The organism is Cellulomonas fimi (assembly GCF_012952065.1).
Taxonomy (GTDB): domain Bacteria; phylum Actinomycetota; class Actinomycetes; order Actinomycetales; family Cellulomonadaceae; genus Pengzhenrongella; species Pengzhenrongella fimi_A.
In genome coordinates this window covers 20,110-36,213 of sequence record NZ_JABCJJ010000007.1, presented here as the reverse complement: position 1 = coordinate 36,213, position 16,104 = coordinate 20,110, and the positions used below count along the sequence as shown (strand labels likewise).

Below are 16,104 nucleotides of genomic sequence, written 5' to 3'. Positions count from 1 at the left end.
GTGTGCGGGGCGTCAGACCGGCTCGACCGTGAGCTCGGTCCGCCGGCCGCGGCGCGGCTGGGTGACCGGGGTGCCCGCGGCCTTGAGATCGGAGCGGAGCTCGCGCGGCAGCGAGAACATCAGGTCCTCCGTCGCGGTCCGGACCTCCTCGACGTCGGCGTAGCCCAGCTCCGCGAGGCTCGCGAGGACGTCACGCACCAGGATCTCCGGGACGGAGGCCCCTGAGGTCACGCCGACCGTGGTCGCGCCCTCGAACCAGGCGGGGTCGATCTCCGCCGCCGTGTCGACCCGGTAGGACGACCGCGCGCCGGCGTCGAGCGCGACCTCGACCAGCCGGACGGAGTTCGACGAGTTGGCCGAGCCGACCGTGATGACGACGTCGCACTCGGGCGCGAGCTTCTTGACCGCCACCTGGCGGTTCTGGGTCGCGTAGCAGATGTCGTCGCTCGGCGGGTCCTGGAGCGACGGGAAGCGCTCGCGCAGGCGACGGACCGTCTCCATCGTCTCGTCGACCGAGAGCGTGGTCTGGGAGATCCAGATGACCTTGTCCGGGTCGCGGACCGTGACCTCGTCGACCTGGTCGGGCGAGTTGACGACCTGGATGTGGTCGGGCGCCTCGCCGTAGGTGCCCTCGACCTCCTCGTGGCCGTCGTGACCGATCAGGAGGATGTCGTAGTCGTCCGACGCGAACCGGACCGCCTCCTTGTGGACCTTGGTCACCAGGGGGCACGTCGCGTCGATGGTCTTGAGCGAGCGGACGGCTGCCGCGGCGTGCACGGCCGGCGACACGCCGTGGGCCGAGAACACGACGCGGGCACCCTCGGGCACCTCGTCGGTGTCGTCGACGAACACCGCCCCGCGCGCTGCCAGGGTCTCGACCACGAACTTGTTGTGGACGATCTCCTTGCGGACGTAGACAGGTGCCCCGTAGTGGTCCAGTGCCTTCTCGACGGCGATCACGGCCCGGTCGACCCCCGCGCAGTACCCGCGCGGGGCTGCCAGGAGGACTCTCTTGCGCTGCTCAGCCACGTGTCCATGGTACGTGGCACCCTGACGTGGTGACCGCAGAGCCCTTCTCCGCCCCGGTGCGCCAGCTCCCCGTGCGCGCGCTCGACACCACGGCCGAGCAGCCGTGGCCGGTGCGCCTGCTCTCGGCCAAGATCGCCGACTACGTCGCGAGGATGGCGCCCGTCTGGGTCGAGGGCCAGGTCGTCCAGCTCAACCGGCGTCCGGGCGCGGGCACCGCGTTCCTCACGCTGCGGGACACGGTCGCAGACATGTCGTTGCCGGTCTCGATGCACCCCCGGGTGCTCGACGCCGTGGCGGCGCCGCTCGCGGAAGGCGCTCACGTCGTCGTGCACGCGAAGCCCGTGTTCTGGACGAAGCGCGGCTCGCTCCAGCTCCAGGCCGACGAGGTGCGGGCGGTCGGTGTCGGCGAGCTCCTCGCCCGCATCGAGCACCTCAAGCGCGTCCTGGCCGCCGAGGGGCTCTTCGACGCGCGGCACAAGGTCCCGTTGCCCTTCCTGCCCGGGGTCGTCGGGCTGGTGTGCGGGCGCGAGTCGAAGGCCGAGCACGACGTCGTGGTGAACGCGCGCGCGCGGTGGCCGCAGGTCCGGTTCGAGATCCGGGAGGTGGCGGTCCAGGGCATCAGCGCGGTCGCCCAGGTCAGTGCCGCGCTCGCCGAGCTCGACGCCGATCCCCGCGTCGGTGTGATCGTCGTCGCGCGCGGCGGGGGCGCGGTCGAGGACCTTCTCCCCTTCAGCAACGAGGCGCTGGTCCGTGCGGCTGCCGCCTGCCGGACGCCGCTCGTCAGCGCGATCGGCCACGAGACTGACACGCCGCTCCTCGACCTGGTCGCCGACTACCGTGCCTCGACCCCGACCGACGCCGCCAAGCACATCGTGCCCGACGTCGCGGAGGAGCGATCGCGGCTCACGCACGCGCGCGCCCGGATCCGGAGCACGATCGCCCACCAGCTCGCGCGCGAGCAGGCCGGGCTCGACAGCCTGCGCAGCCGCCCGGTGCTCGCCGCTCCCGAGTCGATCGTGGCCGCCCGCGAGACGGACGTGCACCGCCACCTCGAGACGGCGCGTCGCATGCTCGACGCGGCCCTCGTGCGCGGGACAGGTGAGGTCGAGCGGCTCTCGGCGCAGCTCCGCGCGCTCTCCCCCGCGGCCACGCTCGACCGGGGCTACGCCGTCGTGCAGGACGCCGACGGCGCGATCGTGCGCGACGCCGCCGACGTCGACCCCGGGGACCTGCTACGCATCCGGCTCGCCGCGGGCCGGCTCACTGCCACGGTGACGGAATCCCCCTGACCAGGGGACCGGACGTCCGCACTCCGTGGGGTCAGGGCACCACGGAGTGCGGACGTTGCGGGATCTGGTCGGCGGGGAGCGGTGTCGGTGGTCGAGGGGATACTGGGCCGGTGCCTGAGACGAGCCCCCGGACCAGCCCGACGCCGCCCGATCGCGCCGCGGGCAGCGCCCAAGCCGCCGACCCGACCGCCGCCGACCCGACCGTGGCAGCCCTGAGCTACGAGGAGGCGCGCGACGAGCTGGTGTCCGTCGTGCAGCGGCTCGAGACGGGCAGCACGACGCTCGAGGAGGCCCTCGGCCTGTGGGAGCGCGGTGAGGCGCTCGCCACCCGCTGCCAGGAGTGGCTCGACGGCGCGCGCGCCCGGCTCACCGCGGCCCGGTCGACGGACCCGGCCGCACCGCGCGAGGACGAGGCGTGAGCACCGACTCCGGCCCCGGCCCCGCCTCAGGTCGGGACCGGTCCGCCGGTGGCGTCGCGTCGCGTGCCCTCGTCGTCGGCGAGGCGCTCGTGGACGTCGTCCGGCGGCTCGACGGCACCACGACCGAGCACCCGGGCGGCAGCCCGGCCAACGTCGCGATCGGGCTGGGGCGCCTCGGGCGGCCGGTCGACCTGCTCACGTGGTTCGCCCGGGACGCGCACGGCGGACTCGTGCGTGCCCATCTCGAGGAGTCGGAGGTCCGGGTCGTCCCGGGCAGCGACGAGGCCGACCGGACCCCGGTCGCGCTCGCGACGCTCGACGCCGCCGGGGCCGCCTCCTACACCTTCGACCTGGACTGGCAGGTGCCCGAGCTGGCTCTGGCGAGCGACGTCGTGGTCGTGCACACCGGGACGATCGGCGCCGCGCTGGAGCCGGGCGGCGCGCAGGTGCGGCGTCTGCTCGCGGGGGCCCAGGCGCAGGCGACGGTCACGTACGACCCGAACATCCGCCCTGCCCTGCTGGGGACCGCCGAGGAGGTCCGGCCGCTCGTCGAGCACCTCGTGCGGATCTCCGACGTGGTGAAGGTCAGCGACGAGGACCTCGCCTGGCTCGAGCCGGGGGTCGACCCGCTCGACGTCGCGACGCGGTGGGCGAGCGCCGGACCCGCGGTCGTGGTGGTGACGCGGGGCGGCGCCGGCGTGCTCGCGGTGACGGCGGCCGGCGAGCGCCTCGACCTGCCGACGCCCCAGGTCGAGGTCGCGGACACCGTCGGGGCCGGCGACTCGTTCATGTCCGGGCTCGTCGACGGGCTGTGGGCGGCCGACCTCCTCGGGGCGGACCGCCGCGCGGAGCTCCGCGCGATCGATGCGGCCACTCTGGGCCCCGTGCTCGAGCGCTCGGCGAGCATCGCCGCGATCACCGTGTCGCGCCTGGGCGCGAACCCTCCCTGGACCGCCGAGCTCGACTGAGGGCGAGGGCGAGGGCGAGGCGACGGCGAGGCGGGGGCGAGGCGGGGCGAGCGCGACGGTCAGCCCGCCGCCGCGACCTGCTCGCGCTTCTGCGCCCGCTCGAGCGACGCCCTGCGGTCCTGCTCGTTCTCCTCGTCGATCTGCTGCGCGACGGCGTCGTCGCGGCTCATGTTCTCGTTCGTCTCCGGGTCGAAGACGAGGATCTTCGCCGGGTCGAACCAGAGGGTCGCGCGGTCGCCGTCGCGCACCCGGCTCTCGGAGCTGAGCGCGACGACGAGCTGCGTCCGCATGCCCTCGCCGTCGAGGTCCCGATCGAGCTCCTCGAGCTTGGCAGCGACGTCCGGGTGGGTGTCGAAGGGGATGTAGGCGTACTGCTCGGAGCCCAGCCACTCGGTCACGTCGACGTCGGTCTCGAACGTGACCCCGGCCTCGCGCTTGCTGTCCTCGAGGACCGCGGCGTCCTCGAAGTGCTCGGGCCGGATGCCGACGATGACCAGCGAGCGGTCGCCGACCCGCGAGCGCAGGTTCTCGGGTAGGGGCAGGTCCGCGAACGGCAGCGAGAGCCGCCCGTTCTTGACCTCACCCGGCAGGAAGTTCATCGGCGGCGACCCGATGAACCCCGCGACGAACAGGTTGACCGGCTGCTCGTACAGGCCGCGGGGGCTCGCGACCTGCTGCAGCTCGCCCTTGCGCAGGACGGCGACCCGGTCGCCCAGCGTCATGGCCTCGGTCTGGTCGTGCGTGACGTAGACCGTCGTCGTCCCGAGGCGTCGCTGCATGCGCGCGATCTCGGTCCGCATCTGGCCGCGCAGCTTGGCGTCGAGGTTCGACAGCGGCTCGTCGAACAGGAACGCGTCCGCCTCGCGGACGATGGCGCGCCCCATCGCGACCCGCTGCCGCTGACCGCCGGACAGGTTCGCGGGCTTGCGGTCGAGGTGGTCCTCGAGCTCCAGGGTCGACGCCGCGAGCCGGACCTTGCGCTGGATCTCGTCCTCGCTGAACTGGCCCTTCTGCAGGCGCAGCGGGAACGCGATGTTCTCGAACACCGTCAGGTGCGGGTAGAGCGCGTAGTTCTGGAACACCATCGCGAGGTGGCGCTCGCGCGGTGCCTTGTCGTTCATGCGCTTCCCGCCGATCTTCAGCTCGCCCGACGTGATGTCCTCGAGCCCGACGATCATCCGCAGCAGCGTCGACTTCCCGCAGCCCGACGGGCCGACGAGGATCACGAACTCGCCGTCGGCGATGTCGAGGCTGACGCCCTTCACGGCGTGGAACCCGTCGCCGTACTGCTTGACGATGTCCGTCAGGGTGATGGAAGCCATGAGGTTCTCCTTCGTCGGTGCAGGGCCTCAGCCCTTGACGGCACCCTGGGTCAGGCCGGACACGATCTGGCGTTGGAACAGCAGGACGAGCACGACGACGGGGATGGTCACGACCACGGCCGCTGCGGAGATCGCGCCCGTCGGCTGCTCGAACTGCGACGCGCCGGTGAAGAACGCGAGCGCGGCCGGGACCGGTCGGGCTCGATCCGTCGAGGTCAGCGAGATCCCGTAGACGAAGTCGTTCCAGGCGATGAAGAAGGCGATCAGCGCGGTCGTGAACACCCCGGGTGCGGCCAGCGGGACGATCGCCTTGCGGAACGCCTGCCACGGGGTCGCCCCGTCGACCTGCGCCGCCTGCTCGAGCTCCCACGGGATCTGCCGGAAGAACGCGGCGAGGGTCCAGATGGAGATCGGCAGCGTGAGCGACAGGTACGGGATGATCAGCCCGATCCACGTGTCGTACAGCCCGATGTTGCGCCACAGGTTGAACAGCGGCGTGACGATCGAGATGACCGGGAAGATCGAGACGCCGAGCGCCGTCGTCAGCACGAGCCGCTTGCCGGGGAAGTCCAGGCGCGCGATGGCGTAGGCCGCGAGCGTCGCGAGCACGACGGCGATCGCCGTCGCGATGAGCGAGATGCCGATCGAGTTCCGCAGGGCCGACAGGAACAGCCCCTGCGCGTCGCCCACGAGGATCTGCTCGTAGTTGGTCAGCGACCACGTCGGCGGCAGGAAGGTCCGCGAGCTCAGCTCGCTCGGCAGCTTGAACGACGTCGCCGCGATCGACGCCACGGGGAAGAGCGCGTAGAGCAGCACGACGACCGTGATCACGGCCCACCAGACGCGCTGCCGCGTGCTGAGCCTCGACGTGGTGGCCATCAGTTCCCCCCTCGCGCGCCGGCCAGGTCGACCTTGAAGAGCTTGATCGCGATGAAGCAGATGAGGATCACGCACAGGAACAGCAGCACCGAGATCGCGGAGCCCATGCCGATCTCGAGGCGCCCGATCGACGTGCGGTAGGCGAGCAGCGACAGCACCTCGGTGCCGTTCGCGCCGCGGGTCATGATGAAGACGTTGTCGAAGATCCGGAACGCGTCGAGCGCCCGGAACAGCACCGCGACCATGATGGCGGCCTTCATGTTGGGGACCACGACCCGTCGCAGCCGCTGCCACCACGTCGCGCCGTCGACCTCGGCCGCCTCCTCGAGCTCGGTCGGCACCTGGGCCAGGCCGGCGAGCAGCAGCAGCGAGATGAACGGCGTCGTCTTCCAGACCTCGGACGCGATGATCACGAACAGCGACGTGCCCTGCGACGCGAACCAGTTGAGGTTCTCGTCGATGCCGGGCACCCAGTCGAACCACGCGTTGACGTAGCCCGAGGTGATGTCGAACGCGTAGAACCACGCGAACGCCGAGACCACGGTGATGATCCCGTAGGGCACGAGGATCGCCGTGCGCAGCAGCCCCCGGAGCTGCTTCACGGCCCGGTGCATCACGAGCGCGAGCGCGAAGCCGAGGACCAGCTCGATGAGCACGGTGACCACGGTGATGAAGAGCGTGACGCCGAGGTCGCCCCAGAACACCCGGTCCGTCAGGACGACGCCGTAGTTGCCCAGCCCCACGAACCTGCGCTCGTCGGGCGCCGTGAGCCGGTAGCTGAACAGCGAGTCGTAGACCGCCTGGAGGATCGGGTACGCCGTGACGGCCAGCATGACGACGAACGCCGGACCCGCGAGCGTCCACCCGAGGCGGGACTCACCGCGAGCCCGCGCGGTCCGCTCGGCCTTCGCGAGGGCGGCCTGCTTGCCCGCCCGGTCCGCCTCGGCGCCGGGCGCCGGCTGAAGCTGTGAGCTCATAGCAGCTGCTCCCCTCGCAGGACCGCGGTGATGAGGTCGGTCGCCTTCTGCGGCGTCGACTCGGGGTCGACCGACGCCGCGGGGTGCCACGTCTCCTGCAGGCCGGTCGAGACCTCGTTGTAGTAGGGGGTCTGCGGCCGGGGCACGGCCTGCTCGAGCGACTGGCGGATCACGTCGGCCATCGGGAAGGCCTCGAGCACGGCCGGGTCGTCATAGGCCTGGGTGTTCGACGGCGGGTTGCCGTTGGTCGCGAAGTACTCGGCCTGGTTCTCCGGGGTCACGATGCACTCGGCCGCCGCGTACGCGAGGTCGACGTCGGGCGAGAACGCCCCCACGCCGATGCTGATGCCCCCGAGCGGCGGGCTCGCCTCCTCGCCCTCCGTGACCTGGGGGTACAGCGCCCAGCCGATGTCGTCGAGCAGCGCCTGGTCGAACGTGCCCTCCTCGACGCCGGTGCGGGTCGCCGACCAGACGAACGGCCAGTTGACCATGAACGAGCCGCGGTCCCCGCGGAAGACCGTGAGCGTGGCGTTCTCGTCCGCCGTCGGCAGGCCCGGGCCGCCCAGACCCTCGCGCCCGATCTTCCCCATGATGCGCGCGGCCTCCTGGCCGGCCTCCGACTCCAGGCCCAGCGTCACCTCGTCCGCAGTGGCCTCGGGGTCCTCGATCACCTGGCCGCCCGCGGACGCGACGAGGGCGTTGATCCACACGGTGAGCGACTCGCTCTTGATGCCCTGCACGCCCAGGTACTTGTCCTGGCTCGCGGCCGCCTCCATGAGCTGATCCCACGTGACCGGGCCTGCGGCGGGGTCGAGACCCGCGGCCTGCGCCACCGACTTGCGGTACCAGAGCAGCTGGGTGTTGGCCCAGAACGGGACCGCGACGAGCTCGTCCTTCCACGTCGCGCCGTCGAGCGCACCCTGCACGATGTCCTGGCTCACGCGGTCCGCGACGTCGTCGGGCATGGGGGCCAGGAAGCCCGGCTCGGCGAGCTCGGGGATGAACGGCGGATCGAGGCTCATGAGGTCGATCGACGAGTCCCGGGCCGCCAGGCGCCGCGCGAGCTGCTCCCGCTGCGAGCTCGCGTCGCGCGGCAGCAGCGAGGTCTCGATGACGTACTCGCCGCCCGCCTCCTGCGTGCACCGCTCGGCGATCGCGGCCTGGCCGCCGTCGTCGGGGTTGATGTACCAGGTGAGCCGGGGCGGGCCGCCGGTGTCCGGCGAGCACGCGGCCAGCGCGGCGGAGACGGCCAGGGCAAAGCCGAGAGCGAGAGTGTTCGAGCGTCGTCGCACGGTGGGTCCCCTGCTGCTGGCGAGATCGGCCGGTACGGGATCAGGGAACACCCGGGCGCTGAACCCCGCCACCGGAGGCGCCGGCCCGCGGCACGCCGGCGCCGGATGGTCGTGCGGCCTGGCACGATGTGGCCATGCCCAACCACATCACCCCCGCCGCCGCCTGGGCCCGGCTCGTCGACGGCAACCAGCGATTCGTCCGCGGGGAGATGGAGCACCCCTCGCAGGGCGTCGACCGCCGGGCCGAGGTGAGCACCGAGCAGGCGCCGTTCGCGGTGATCTTCGGGTGCGCCGACTCCCGGGTGGCCGCCGAGATCATCTTCGACCAGGGCCTCGGCGACCTGTTCGTCGTGCGGACCGCCGGGCACGTGCTCGACACCACCGTGGTCGGCTCGATCGAGTACGGCGTCGACCTGCTCGACGCCCCGCTGGTGGTCGTCCTCGCGCACGACCAGTGCGGCGCCGTCGCCGCGGCCGCGCGGGCGCTGACGACGGGCGAGCTGCCGCGCGGGTTCGTGCGGGCGATCGTCGACCGGGTCATCCCGAGCATCGTCGGCATGGGAGAGGGCGGCGTCGGCGGCATCAGCTCGCTCGATCCCCAGGACCTGGGCCGCGAGCACACGCGCCACACCGTGCAGATGCTGCAGAGCTACTCGGCCGGGCTGTCGGAGGCGATCGAGCAGGGTCGGTGCGCGATCGTCGGCGTCGAGTACACGCTCGCGGACGGCCAGGTGTCGCTCGTCGAGTCGGTCGGCGACGTCGGCGACGTCGGCGACGTGGCCGTCCCCGCCTGAGCGTCCGGCGAACGTCCGGCGCGAGCGCCCGGCCGAGCGACCCGGTCGAGCGACCCGGTCGAGCGCCCGGCCCGGACGCCCCGCCGGATTTCCCGGCGCACCCGCGGCTCGGGCACGATGTGCGGCATGACTGACGACGCCGTCACGGCCGCCTCCGAGCCCGCCTTCCGCATCGAGCACGACACCATGGGCGAGGTGCGCGTGCCCGCCGACGCCCTGTACCGCGCGCAGACGCAGCGTGCCGTGGAGAACTTCCCGATCTCGGGCACGCGGCTCGAGCGCAGCCACGTCGAGGCGCTCGCGCGCGTCAAGAAGGCGGCGGCGAAGGCCAACGCGGAGCTGGGCGTGCTCGACGCCGACATCGCCGACGCCATCGCCGCAGCGGCCGACGACGTCGCGAGCGGTGCGCACGACGCCCACTTCCCGATCGACGTCTTCCAGACGGGCTCGGGCACGTCGTCGAACATGAACATGAACGAGGTCGTCGCGACCCTCGCGTCGCGGCGCCTGGGCCGCGACGTCCACCCGAACGACCACGTCAACGCCTCGCAGTCGTCGAACGACGTCTTCCCGACGTCGGTGCACGTCGCGGCGACGGCCGGCGTCACGCACCAGCTCGTCCCGGCCCTCGACCACCTCGCCACGGCCCTCGAGGCCAAGGCGGTCGAGTTCGCGGAGGTCGTGAAGTCGGGCCGGACGCACCTGATGGACGCGACGCCGGTGACGCTCGGGCAGGAGTTCGGGGGCTACGCCGCGGCGATCCGGTACGGCATCGAGCGGGTCCAGGCCACCCTCGTGCGGGCGTCCGAGGTGCCGCTCGGCGGCACCGCCGTCGGCACGGGCATCAACACGCCGGCCGGCTTCCCGCAGCGGGTCATCGAGCTGCTCGTCGAGGACACCCGCCTGCCGCTCGCGGAGGCGCGCGACCACTTCGAGGCGCAGAGCTCGCGCGACGGGCTGGTCGAGCTGTCGGGCGCCCTGCGCACGATCGCGGTCAGCCTCACGAAGATTTGCAACGACCTGCGCTGGATGGGGTCCGGTCCCAACACAGGGCTCGCCGAGATCTTCATCCCCGACCTGCAGCCCGGCTCGTCGATCATGCCGGGCAAGGTCAACCCGGTGATCCCCGAGGCCGTGCTCATGGTCTGCTCGCGCGTGGTCGGCAACGACGCGACCGTGGCGTGGGCCGGCGCGAGCGGGTCGTTCGAGCTCAACGTGCAGATCCCGGTGATCGCCCTCGGGGTGCTCGAGTCGATCCGCCTGCTGTCGAACGCGTCCACGGTGCTCGCGGACAAGACGGTCGCCGGCATCGAGGCGAACGTCGACAGGGCCCGGGCCCTGGCCGAGTCCTCGCCGTCGATCGTCACGCCGCTCAACCGCGTGATCGGGTACGAGGCGGCCGCGAAGGTCGCCAAGCACGCGGTCACGCACGGCGTCACCGTCCGCGAGGCGGTCGTGGCGCTCGGCTTCGTCGAGCGCGGCGAGATCAGCGAGACGGACCTCGACACGGCCCTCGACGTGATGGCGATGACCCGCCCGCCCCAGGCCTGACCTACCTCGGCAACGCTCGAGCGCTGACGTCCGGCAGGACGGCAGCGCTCGGGCGGTTGCGGGGTCTGGGGGTCGACCCGGCTCAGACCTCGATGCCCTCGAGCATCTCCGTCACGAGCGCGGCCACGGGCGACCGCTCCGACCGGGTCAGGGTCACGTGCGCGAAGAGCGGGTGGCCCTTGAGCGCCTCGATGACCGCCGCGACGCCGTCGTGCCGCCCGACGCGCAGGTTGTCGCGCTGCGCGACGTCGTGGGTGAGCACCACCCGCGAGCTCTGGCCGATCCGTGACAGCACCGTCAGCAGCACGTTGCGCTCGAGGCTCTGCGCCTCGTCGACGATCACGAACGCGTCGTGCAGCGAGCGGCCCCGGATGTGCGTCAGCGGCAGCACCTCGAGCAGGTCGCGGTCCATGATCTCCTCGACCACCTCGGTCGACACCAGGGCCCCGAGCGTGTCGAACACCGCCTGGGCCCACGGGTTCATCTTCTCGGCCTCGTTGCCGGGCAGGTAGCCGAGCTCCTGCCCGCCGACGGCGTACAGCGGCCGGAACACCATGACCTTGCGGTGCTGGCGCCGCTCGAGCACCGCCTCGAGCCCCGCGCACAGCGCGAGCGCCGACTTGCCCGTCCCGGCCCGCCCCCCGAGGGACACGATGCCGATCTCGGGGTCCAGCAGCAGGTCGATAGCGACGCGCTGCTCGGCGCTGCGACCGTGCAGGCCGAAGACGTCCTGGTCGGCGCGGACCAGCTGCACGTGCTTGTCCGCGGTGACGCGTCCGAGCGCCGACCCGCGCGGCGAGCGGAGCACGAGCCCGGTGTGGCACAGGAGCCCGCGCGAGCCGGCCCCCTCGACCTCCGCGAGGTCGATCGACTCGTTCTCCCAGGTGGCCGCCATCTGCGCCTCGGTCAGCTCGAGCTGGTCCATGCCGGTCCAGCCCGAGTCGACCGCGAGCTCGGCCCGGTACTCCTCGGCCCGCAGCCCCGCCGCCGACGCCTTGACGCGCATCGGCAGGTCCTTGGACACCACCGTCACGGCGCGCCCCTCGAGCGCGAGGTTCTTGGCGACCGCGAGGATCCTGGTGTCGTTGTCGCCGAGCCGGAAGCCGGCCGGGAGCGTGGCCGGGTCCGTGTGGTTCAGCTCGACGTGCAGCATCCCGCCCGCGTCGCCGATCGGGACCGGCACGTCGAGGCGCCCGTGCTCGATGCGCAGGTCGTCGAGCATCCGCAGCGCCGAGCGCGCGAAGTACCCGAGCTCGGCGTGGTGCCGCTTGGCCTCGAGCTCCGTGATCACCACGACCGGCAGGACGACGTCGTGCTCGGCGAAACGCAGGATCGCGCGGGGGTCGGACAGGAGCACCGAGGTGTCGAGCACGTAGGTCAGACGGGGCTCGTGCCCGGCCCTGTCCATGGGAGCCTCGCCCCCGGCCTGACGCGCGGTGTCCTGACTCGTTGCCTCGATGACCACGGCGGGCTCCCTCCGGCGCCTCGCGACGCCGTTCTCGCTACCTCGCGCCGGCGCGGGGCCGACGGTCGGCGACTGGGTGGGGGTCGGTCGGCCGCGTGGGCCGGGTCCGGCCCTCCCCCGGGAGCTGACGCTCCATGGGCTGGCCTCCCGCTGGACGGCGGGTGCCGTCCGATGCTCGGGACGGTACGCGCGGGCCTCGTGTGTGCTCCCGCCGACACGCCCGCCGTCACGAGGTGTTCACCCGGGCGCGGTTCCAGGGACGAACGTCCCGTCGTCAGCGCCCGAGCCGGCGCTCCCTCGCGGCGAACGAGCGCAACGCCCGCAGGAAGTCGACGCGCCGGAAGTCGGGCCAGTAGGCCTCGCAGAAGTAGAACTCCGAGTGCGCGCTCTGCCAGAGCAGGAACCCGCCGAGCCGCTGCTCGCCCGACGTCCGGATGACGAGCTCGGGATCGGGCTGGCCCTTGGTGTAGAGGTGCTCGGCGATGTGGGCGACGTCGAACGTCTCGGCCAGCTCGACGAGGCTCGTCCCGCGGGCAGCGTGCTCGCGCAGGAGCGAGCGGACCGCGTCGGCGATCTCGTGGCGGCCGCCGTAGCCGACCGCGACGTTCACGTGGAGCCCGACGACGTCCCGGGTGCGCTCCTGCGCCGCCCGCATTGCCTGGGCGGTCTCGGCCGGGAGCAGGCGCAGGTCGCCCATCACCCGCAGCCGCCAGCGGCCGGTGTCCGCGAGGGAGCACACGGCGTCGGTGATGATCGACACGAGCTCCGCGAGCTCCTCGGGGTCGCGCGCGAGGTTGTCGGTCGAGAGCATCCAGAGCGTCACGACCTCGACGCCGACCTCCTCGGACCACGTGAGCAGCTCGGTGATCTTGTCCGCGCCGCGCCGGTGGCCGTGCGAGGCGGGCTCTCCGAACGAGCGCGCCCAGCGGCGGTTCCCGTCGAGGATCACGCCGACGTGGCGCGGTATCGCGTCACGCGGGAGGGAGGCGGCCAACCGGCGTTCGTACAGCCCGTACAGCGGGTGGGGCAGACGCACGCGGGACACCTTTCGGGGCAGACGACAGGCGCTCATGCTACGGCCGGGAGGCCAGCACCCATGCGCACGCACCACACGGCACGGCCCCCGACGGGAAGTCTGCACATCTCCCCCACAACCGCGGGCACAACCTACGGACGAGTAACCTACGATTGCGTAGGTACGTCCACCGCGCGACGCTCGACTGGCCCGCACAGCGGCCGAGGGAGATCAGGCATGGCAGGCAGCCGCGACGCACGACCCGAATCCGAGGCGACGGTCGGCGAGCAGCTGCTGAACGGCGCGGAGCAGGCGGTCGACGCGATCAAGCCGAAGCTGCGGGGCTGGCTCCACGCGGGCATGACTCCGCTCGTCGTGGTCGCCTCGATCGTCCTCGTGGTGCTGTCCCCGACGACCGAGGCCACGATCTCGACCGCCGTCTTCGGCCTGACCTCGGTGCTGCTGTTCGGGACCAGCGCCGTCTACCACCGCGGGACGTGGTCGCCACGCGTGACGGGCGTCCTGCGCCGGATCGACCACTCCAACATCTTCCTCATCATCGCGGGCAGCTACACGCCGCTCTCCGTGCTGCTGCTGCCCCCGTCGACGGCGCGCCTCCTGCTCGCGATCGTCTGGACGGGAGCGGTGCTCGGGCTGCTCGGACGCGTCCTGTGGCTCGGCGCACCGCGGTGGCTCTACACCCCGATCTACGTGGTCCTCGGCAGCGTCGCGCTCGGCTTCCTGCCGCAGTTCGCGGAGTCCGGGGGTCTCGGCGTCGTCTGGCTCGTCGTCGGGGGCGGCGTCGCCTACATCGCCGGGGCCGTCGTCTACGGGATCAAGCGGCCCAACCCGAGCCCCCGCTGGTTCGGCTTCCACGAGGTGTTCCACGCGCTGACGGTGGTCGGCTTCACGTCCCACTACGTCGCGGTGTCGATCGCCTCGTACGGCTCCGCCTGAGCCGGCCGCGCCGAGCCCTGTCGCGGCGCCACGCCCTACCGCGGGACGACGACGTAGCGTCGGTTCTCGAGCGACGGGTTCCGCTCGCGCACGGCCGCCACGGTGGCGGGATCGAGCTCGACCGTCGCCAGCGCGGGATCCGTGCCGAGCTCGAGCAGCGCCGTGCCGTCCGGGCCCACCACGACCGACCGACCCGTGACCCCCCGCCCCACCTGGCCGACGGCGACGACGGCGCTCGTGTTCTCGATCGCCCGTGCGACCGCGAGCGCGCGCCACTGCTCGGCCTTGCCCGGCCCGACGGCCCAGGCGGCCGGCACCACGAGCACGTGCGAGCCCGCGTCGACGAGCCGGCGCGCGCTCTCGGGGAAGCGCAGGTCGTAGCACGTCATGACCCCGAACCTGAGCCCACCGACGTCGAGCACGAGCGGCGGCGCGTCGGCCGCGCCCGGCTCGAGCCGGTCGGACTCGCGCTGGCCGAACGCGTCGTAGAGGTGCACCTTGCGGTAGACCCCGACGAGGTCGCCCGTGCGGTCGACCGCGACGACGGCGTTCACCGCACGGTCCGGGTGCGTGCCGGGCAGCGTCACTCCCGCGACGACGGCGACCCGCGCGTCCGCGGCCGCGGCCCGCACCGCCGTGACGAAGGCGCCGTCGAGCGGCTCGGCGTGCTCGGCGCCGACACCGCGGGGGTCGAAGCCGGACGCGTACTCGGGCAGCACGAGGAGGTCGACCGACCGCTCCGCGGCCGAGGCGATCGTGCCGACCGCCTGCTCGCGCGCGGCCACGTGGTCCGCCGGTACCGCGACCTGGCCGACGGCGACGCGCACGGACGAGGTCATCGCCCCGGACCGCGCGGCGCGCCGTCGTCGGGCCGGGTGCGTTCCGGGGCGCCGGCTCCCGCGGGACCCGCACCCGGCGTGCCGTCCGCACCCGGCTCCTCCGGCTCGGGCGAGCGGTTGACCTTGCGGATCTTCGAGGCGAGCGACAGGAAGAGCCCGATGCACGCGAGCGCGATGAGGAACACGGGGACGAACCCGACCAGCCCGGGCGACACCTCCTGGGGGTCGAGGTCACGACGCAGGCCGTCCTCGGGCGTGGGGCTCGGTGTCGCTGTGGTCGCCACCGTCTGCTCGGCAGCGACGGACAGGAGTGCGGCGTCGTGCAGGGCGAGGTCGAGCGCGGGAACAGTCATCAGGCACCTTCCGGCCGGATCCCCGCGAACAGGTCGTCCTCGGGGAGCGTTGTGGGCACGTGGGAGACGGCCAGCTCGTAGTCCTCGTACGGCCAGGTCGCGGCCTCGACGTCACGCGGGATCGCGAAGAAGAACCCGTGCGGGTCGATCTGCGTCGCGTGCGCGCGCAGCGCGTCGTCCCGCGCGGGGAAGTGCTCGGCGCACTCGATCTGGGTCGTGACCGTGCGCTCGGGGATCTCCCGAGCCTCGCGGGACTCGATCCAGTCGCCGAACGGCGACTCGCGGCCCGCCGCGGCGAGCGCCTCGTGCATCGCACGCATGCGTGCCATCGAGAACCCGTGGTTGTAGTAGAGCTTGAGCGGCTGCCACGGCTCGCCGCGGTCGCGGTAGCGCTCGGGGTCCCCCGCGGTCTCGAACGCCTCGACCGACACGCGGTGGCACATCACGTGGTCCGGGTGCGGGTAGCCCCCGCTCGGGTCGTACGTCGTCACGACGTGCGGGCGGAAGGCGCGGACCGCCTCGACCAGCGGCGCGGACGCGACCTCGAGCGGCGCCAGCGCGAAGCACCCCTCGGGCAGGGGCGGCACGGGGTCGCCCTCGGGCAGGCCCGAGTCGACGAACCCCAGCCACTGGTGCCGGACGCCCAGCGCCTTCGCGGCAGTCGCCATCTCCGCGCGACGGATCTCCCGCATCGCCTCGGCCCCGCCCTCGATCGGGGGGTAGTGCGGGTTGAGGACGTCACCGCGCTCTCCGCCCGTGCACGTCACGACGAGCACGTCGACGCCCTCGGCGGCGTACCGGGCCATGGTGGCCGCGCCCTTGCTGGACTCGTCGTCCGGGTGGGCGTGCACCGCCATCAGCCGCAGCTGCTCCCCGGTTCCCGCTGCGCTCACTGGCGTCCCTCCGCTGTCCGTGCTCGTCGGTCGGTGCTGGTCCGTCTGTGCTGGTCCGTCTG

The 16,104-nt window shown here is 72.7% G+C and carries 16 protein-coding genes; 6 read left to right on the top strand and 10 right to left on the bottom strand.

Annotated elements, in window-relative coordinates; all coding sequences use genetic code 11:
• Window positions 1–12 precede the first annotated feature (12 nt).
• The gene (locus HIR71_RS06410; protein ID WP_311836136.1) at window positions 13–1,029 is read right to left on the bottom strand and encodes a 4-hydroxy-3-methylbut-2-enyl diphosphate reductase; all 1,017 of its coding nucleotides are present in this window, start codon (window positions 1,027–1,029) and stop codon (window positions 13–15) included.
• 29 nt (window positions 1,030–1,058) lie between these two features.
• On the opposite strand from HIR71_RS06410, the gene xseA reads away from it, so the two are divergent.
• From xseA to HIR71_RS06395, 3 genes are all read left to right on the top strand, one after another.
• Window positions 1,059–2,318: an exodeoxyribonuclease VII large subunit gene (xseA, locus tag HIR71_RS06405; protein WP_169324231.1), complete on the top strand. Its 1,260-nt coding sequence runs from the start codon at window positions 1,059–1,061 to the stop codon at window positions 2,316–2,318.
• Window positions 2,319–2,521: 203 nt separating this feature from the next.
• Window positions 2,522–2,737: an exodeoxyribonuclease VII small subunit gene (locus HIR71_RS16755; RefSeq protein ID WP_311836150.1), complete on the top strand. Its 216-nt coding sequence runs from the start codon at window positions 2,522–2,524 to the stop codon at window positions 2,735–2,737.
• Entirely contained in the window at window positions 2,734–3,705 is a 972-nt protein-coding gene (locus tag HIR71_RS06395) for a carbohydrate kinase family protein (protein ID WP_169324229.1), read from the top strand. The genes HIR71_RS16755 and HIR71_RS06395 overlap by 4 nt, the downstream gene beginning before the upstream one ends.
• A 59-nt stretch (window positions 3,706–3,764) precedes the next feature.
• Here HIR71_RS06395 and HIR71_RS06390 read toward each other — a convergent pair whose 3' ends face one another.
• The 4 genes from HIR71_RS06390 to HIR71_RS06375 are packed head-to-tail and all read right to left on the bottom strand — an operon-like array spanning window position 3,765 to window position 8,175.
• Complete coding sequence (locus tag HIR71_RS06390) at window positions 3,765–5,027, bottom strand: ABC transporter ATP-binding protein (protein ID WP_169324228.1); 1,263 nt, start codon at window positions 5,025–5,027, stop codon at window positions 3,765–3,767.
• A gap of 27 nt (window positions 5,028–5,054) precedes the next feature.
• A complete protein-coding gene (locus HIR71_RS06385; RefSeq protein ID WP_169324227.1) occupies window positions 5,055–5,906 on the bottom strand; it encodes a carbohydrate ABC transporter permease in 852 nt (283 codons plus the stop codon).
• A complete protein-coding gene (locus tag HIR71_RS06380) occupies window positions 5,906–6,883 on the bottom strand; it encodes a carbohydrate ABC transporter permease (protein WP_169324226.1) in 978 nt (325 codons plus the stop codon). Before HIR71_RS06380 ends, HIR71_RS06385 begins: the two co-directional genes overlap by 1 nt.
• Entirely contained in the window at window positions 6,880–8,175 is a 1,296-nt protein-coding gene (locus HIR71_RS06375; RefSeq protein ID WP_169324225.1) for a sugar ABC transporter substrate-binding protein, read from the bottom strand. The genes HIR71_RS06380 and HIR71_RS06375 overlap by 4 nt, the downstream gene beginning before the upstream one ends.
• Before the next feature lie 134 nt (window positions 8,176–8,309).
• Between HIR71_RS06375 and HIR71_RS06370 the strand changes: the two genes are divergently transcribed.
• Complete coding sequence (locus HIR71_RS06370) at window positions 8,310–8,969, top strand: carbonic anhydrase (protein WP_169324224.1); 660 nt, start codon at window positions 8,310–8,312, stop codon at window positions 8,967–8,969.
• A 126-nt stretch (window positions 8,970–9,095) separates the two neighbouring features.
• Window positions 9,096–10,520 (top strand): class II fumarate hydratase, encoded by a 1,425-nt coding sequence (locus HIR71_RS06365; RefSeq protein ID WP_169324223.1) that lies wholly within the window; start codon window positions 9,096–9,098, stop codon window positions 10,518–10,520.
• Between the two features lie 82 nt (window positions 10,521–10,602).
• Here HIR71_RS06365 and HIR71_RS06360 read toward each other — a convergent pair whose 3' ends face one another.
• Window positions 10,603–11,928 (bottom strand): PhoH family protein, encoded by a 1,326-nt coding sequence (locus HIR71_RS06360; protein WP_169324334.1) that lies wholly within the window; start codon window positions 11,926–11,928, stop codon window positions 10,603–10,605.
• A gap of 331 nt (window positions 11,929–12,259) precedes the next feature.
• Window positions 12,260–13,021, bottom strand: a complete 762-nt coding sequence (locus HIR71_RS06355) for an isoprenyl transferase (protein WP_311836135.1) — start codon at window positions 13,019–13,021, stop codon at window positions 12,260–12,262.
• Between the two features lie 216 nt (window positions 13,022–13,237).
• Between HIR71_RS06355 and trhA the strand changes: the two genes are divergently transcribed.
• The gene (gene trhA / locus HIR71_RS06350; RefSeq protein WP_169324221.1) at window positions 13,238–13,957 is read left to right on the top strand and encodes a PAQR family membrane homeostasis protein TrhA; all 720 of its coding nucleotides are present in this window, start codon (window positions 13,238–13,240) and stop codon (window positions 13,955–13,957) included.
• Between the two features lie 35 nt (window positions 13,958–13,992).
• Here the strand turns inward: trhA and HIR71_RS06345 are convergent, their stop codons facing one another.
• From HIR71_RS06345 to mca, 3 genes are read right to left on the bottom strand one after another with little or no spacing between them, the layout of a single operon-like run.
• Window positions 13,993–14,796, bottom strand: coding sequence for a nitrilase-related carbon-nitrogen hydrolase (locus HIR71_RS06345; RefSeq protein WP_169324220.1), 804 nt, complete (start codon window positions 14,794–14,796; stop codon window positions 13,993–13,995).
• Window positions 14,793–15,149 carry a hypothetical protein gene (locus HIR71_RS06340; protein ID WP_169324219.1) on the bottom strand — a complete coding sequence of 119 codons (357 nt, stop codon included), beginning with the start codon at window positions 15,147–15,149 and terminating at the stop codon, window positions 14,793–14,795. Before HIR71_RS06340 ends, HIR71_RS06345 begins: the two co-directional genes overlap by 4 nt.
• A complete protein-coding gene (mca, locus tag HIR71_RS06335; protein ID WP_169324333.1) occupies window positions 15,149–16,006 on the bottom strand; it encodes a mycothiol conjugate amidase Mca in 858 nt (285 codons plus the stop codon). Before mca ends, HIR71_RS06340 begins: the two co-directional genes overlap by 1 nt.
• Window positions 16,007–16,104 lie beyond the last annotated feature (98 nt).

Coding starts and splice junctions, on each gene's coding strand:
- HIR71_RS06345 (WP_169324220.1), bottom strand. CDS start 14,796: ATGACCTCGTCCGTGCGCGTCGCCGTCGGCCAGGTCGCGGTACCGGCG.
- HIR71_RS06360 (WP_169324334.1), bottom strand. CDS start 11,928: ATGGACAGGGCCGGGCACGAGCCCCGTCTGACCTACGTGCTCGACACC.
- HIR71_RS06385 (WP_169324227.1), bottom strand. CDS start 5,906: ATGGCCACCACGTCGAGGCTCAGCACGCGGCAGCGCGTCTGGTGGGCC.
- HIR71_RS06380 (WP_169324226.1), bottom strand. CDS start 6,883: ATGAGCTCACAGCTTCAGCCGGCGCCCGGCGCCGAGGCGGACCGGGCG.
- HIR71_RS06365 (WP_169324223.1), top strand. CDS start 9,096: ATGACTGACGACGCCGTCACGGCCGCCTCCGAGCCCGCCTTCCGCATC.
- mca (WP_169324333.1), bottom strand. CDS start 16,006: ATGGCGGTGCACGCCCACCCGGACGACGAGTCCAGCAAGGGCGCGGCC.
- HIR71_RS06390 (WP_169324228.1), bottom strand. CDS start 5,027: ATGGCTTCCATCACCCTGACGGACATCGTCAAGCAGTACGGCGACGGG.
- trhA (WP_169324221.1), top strand. CDS start 13,238: ATGGCAGGCAGCCGCGACGCACGACCCGAATCCGAGGCGACGGTCGGC.
- HIR71_RS06340 (WP_169324219.1), bottom strand. CDS start 15,149: ATGACTGTTCCCGCGCTCGACCTCGCCCTGCACGACGCCGCACTCCTG.
- HIR71_RS06370 (WP_169324224.1), top strand. CDS start 8,310: ATGCCCAACCACATCACCCCCGCCGCCGCCTGGGCCCGGCTCGTCGAC.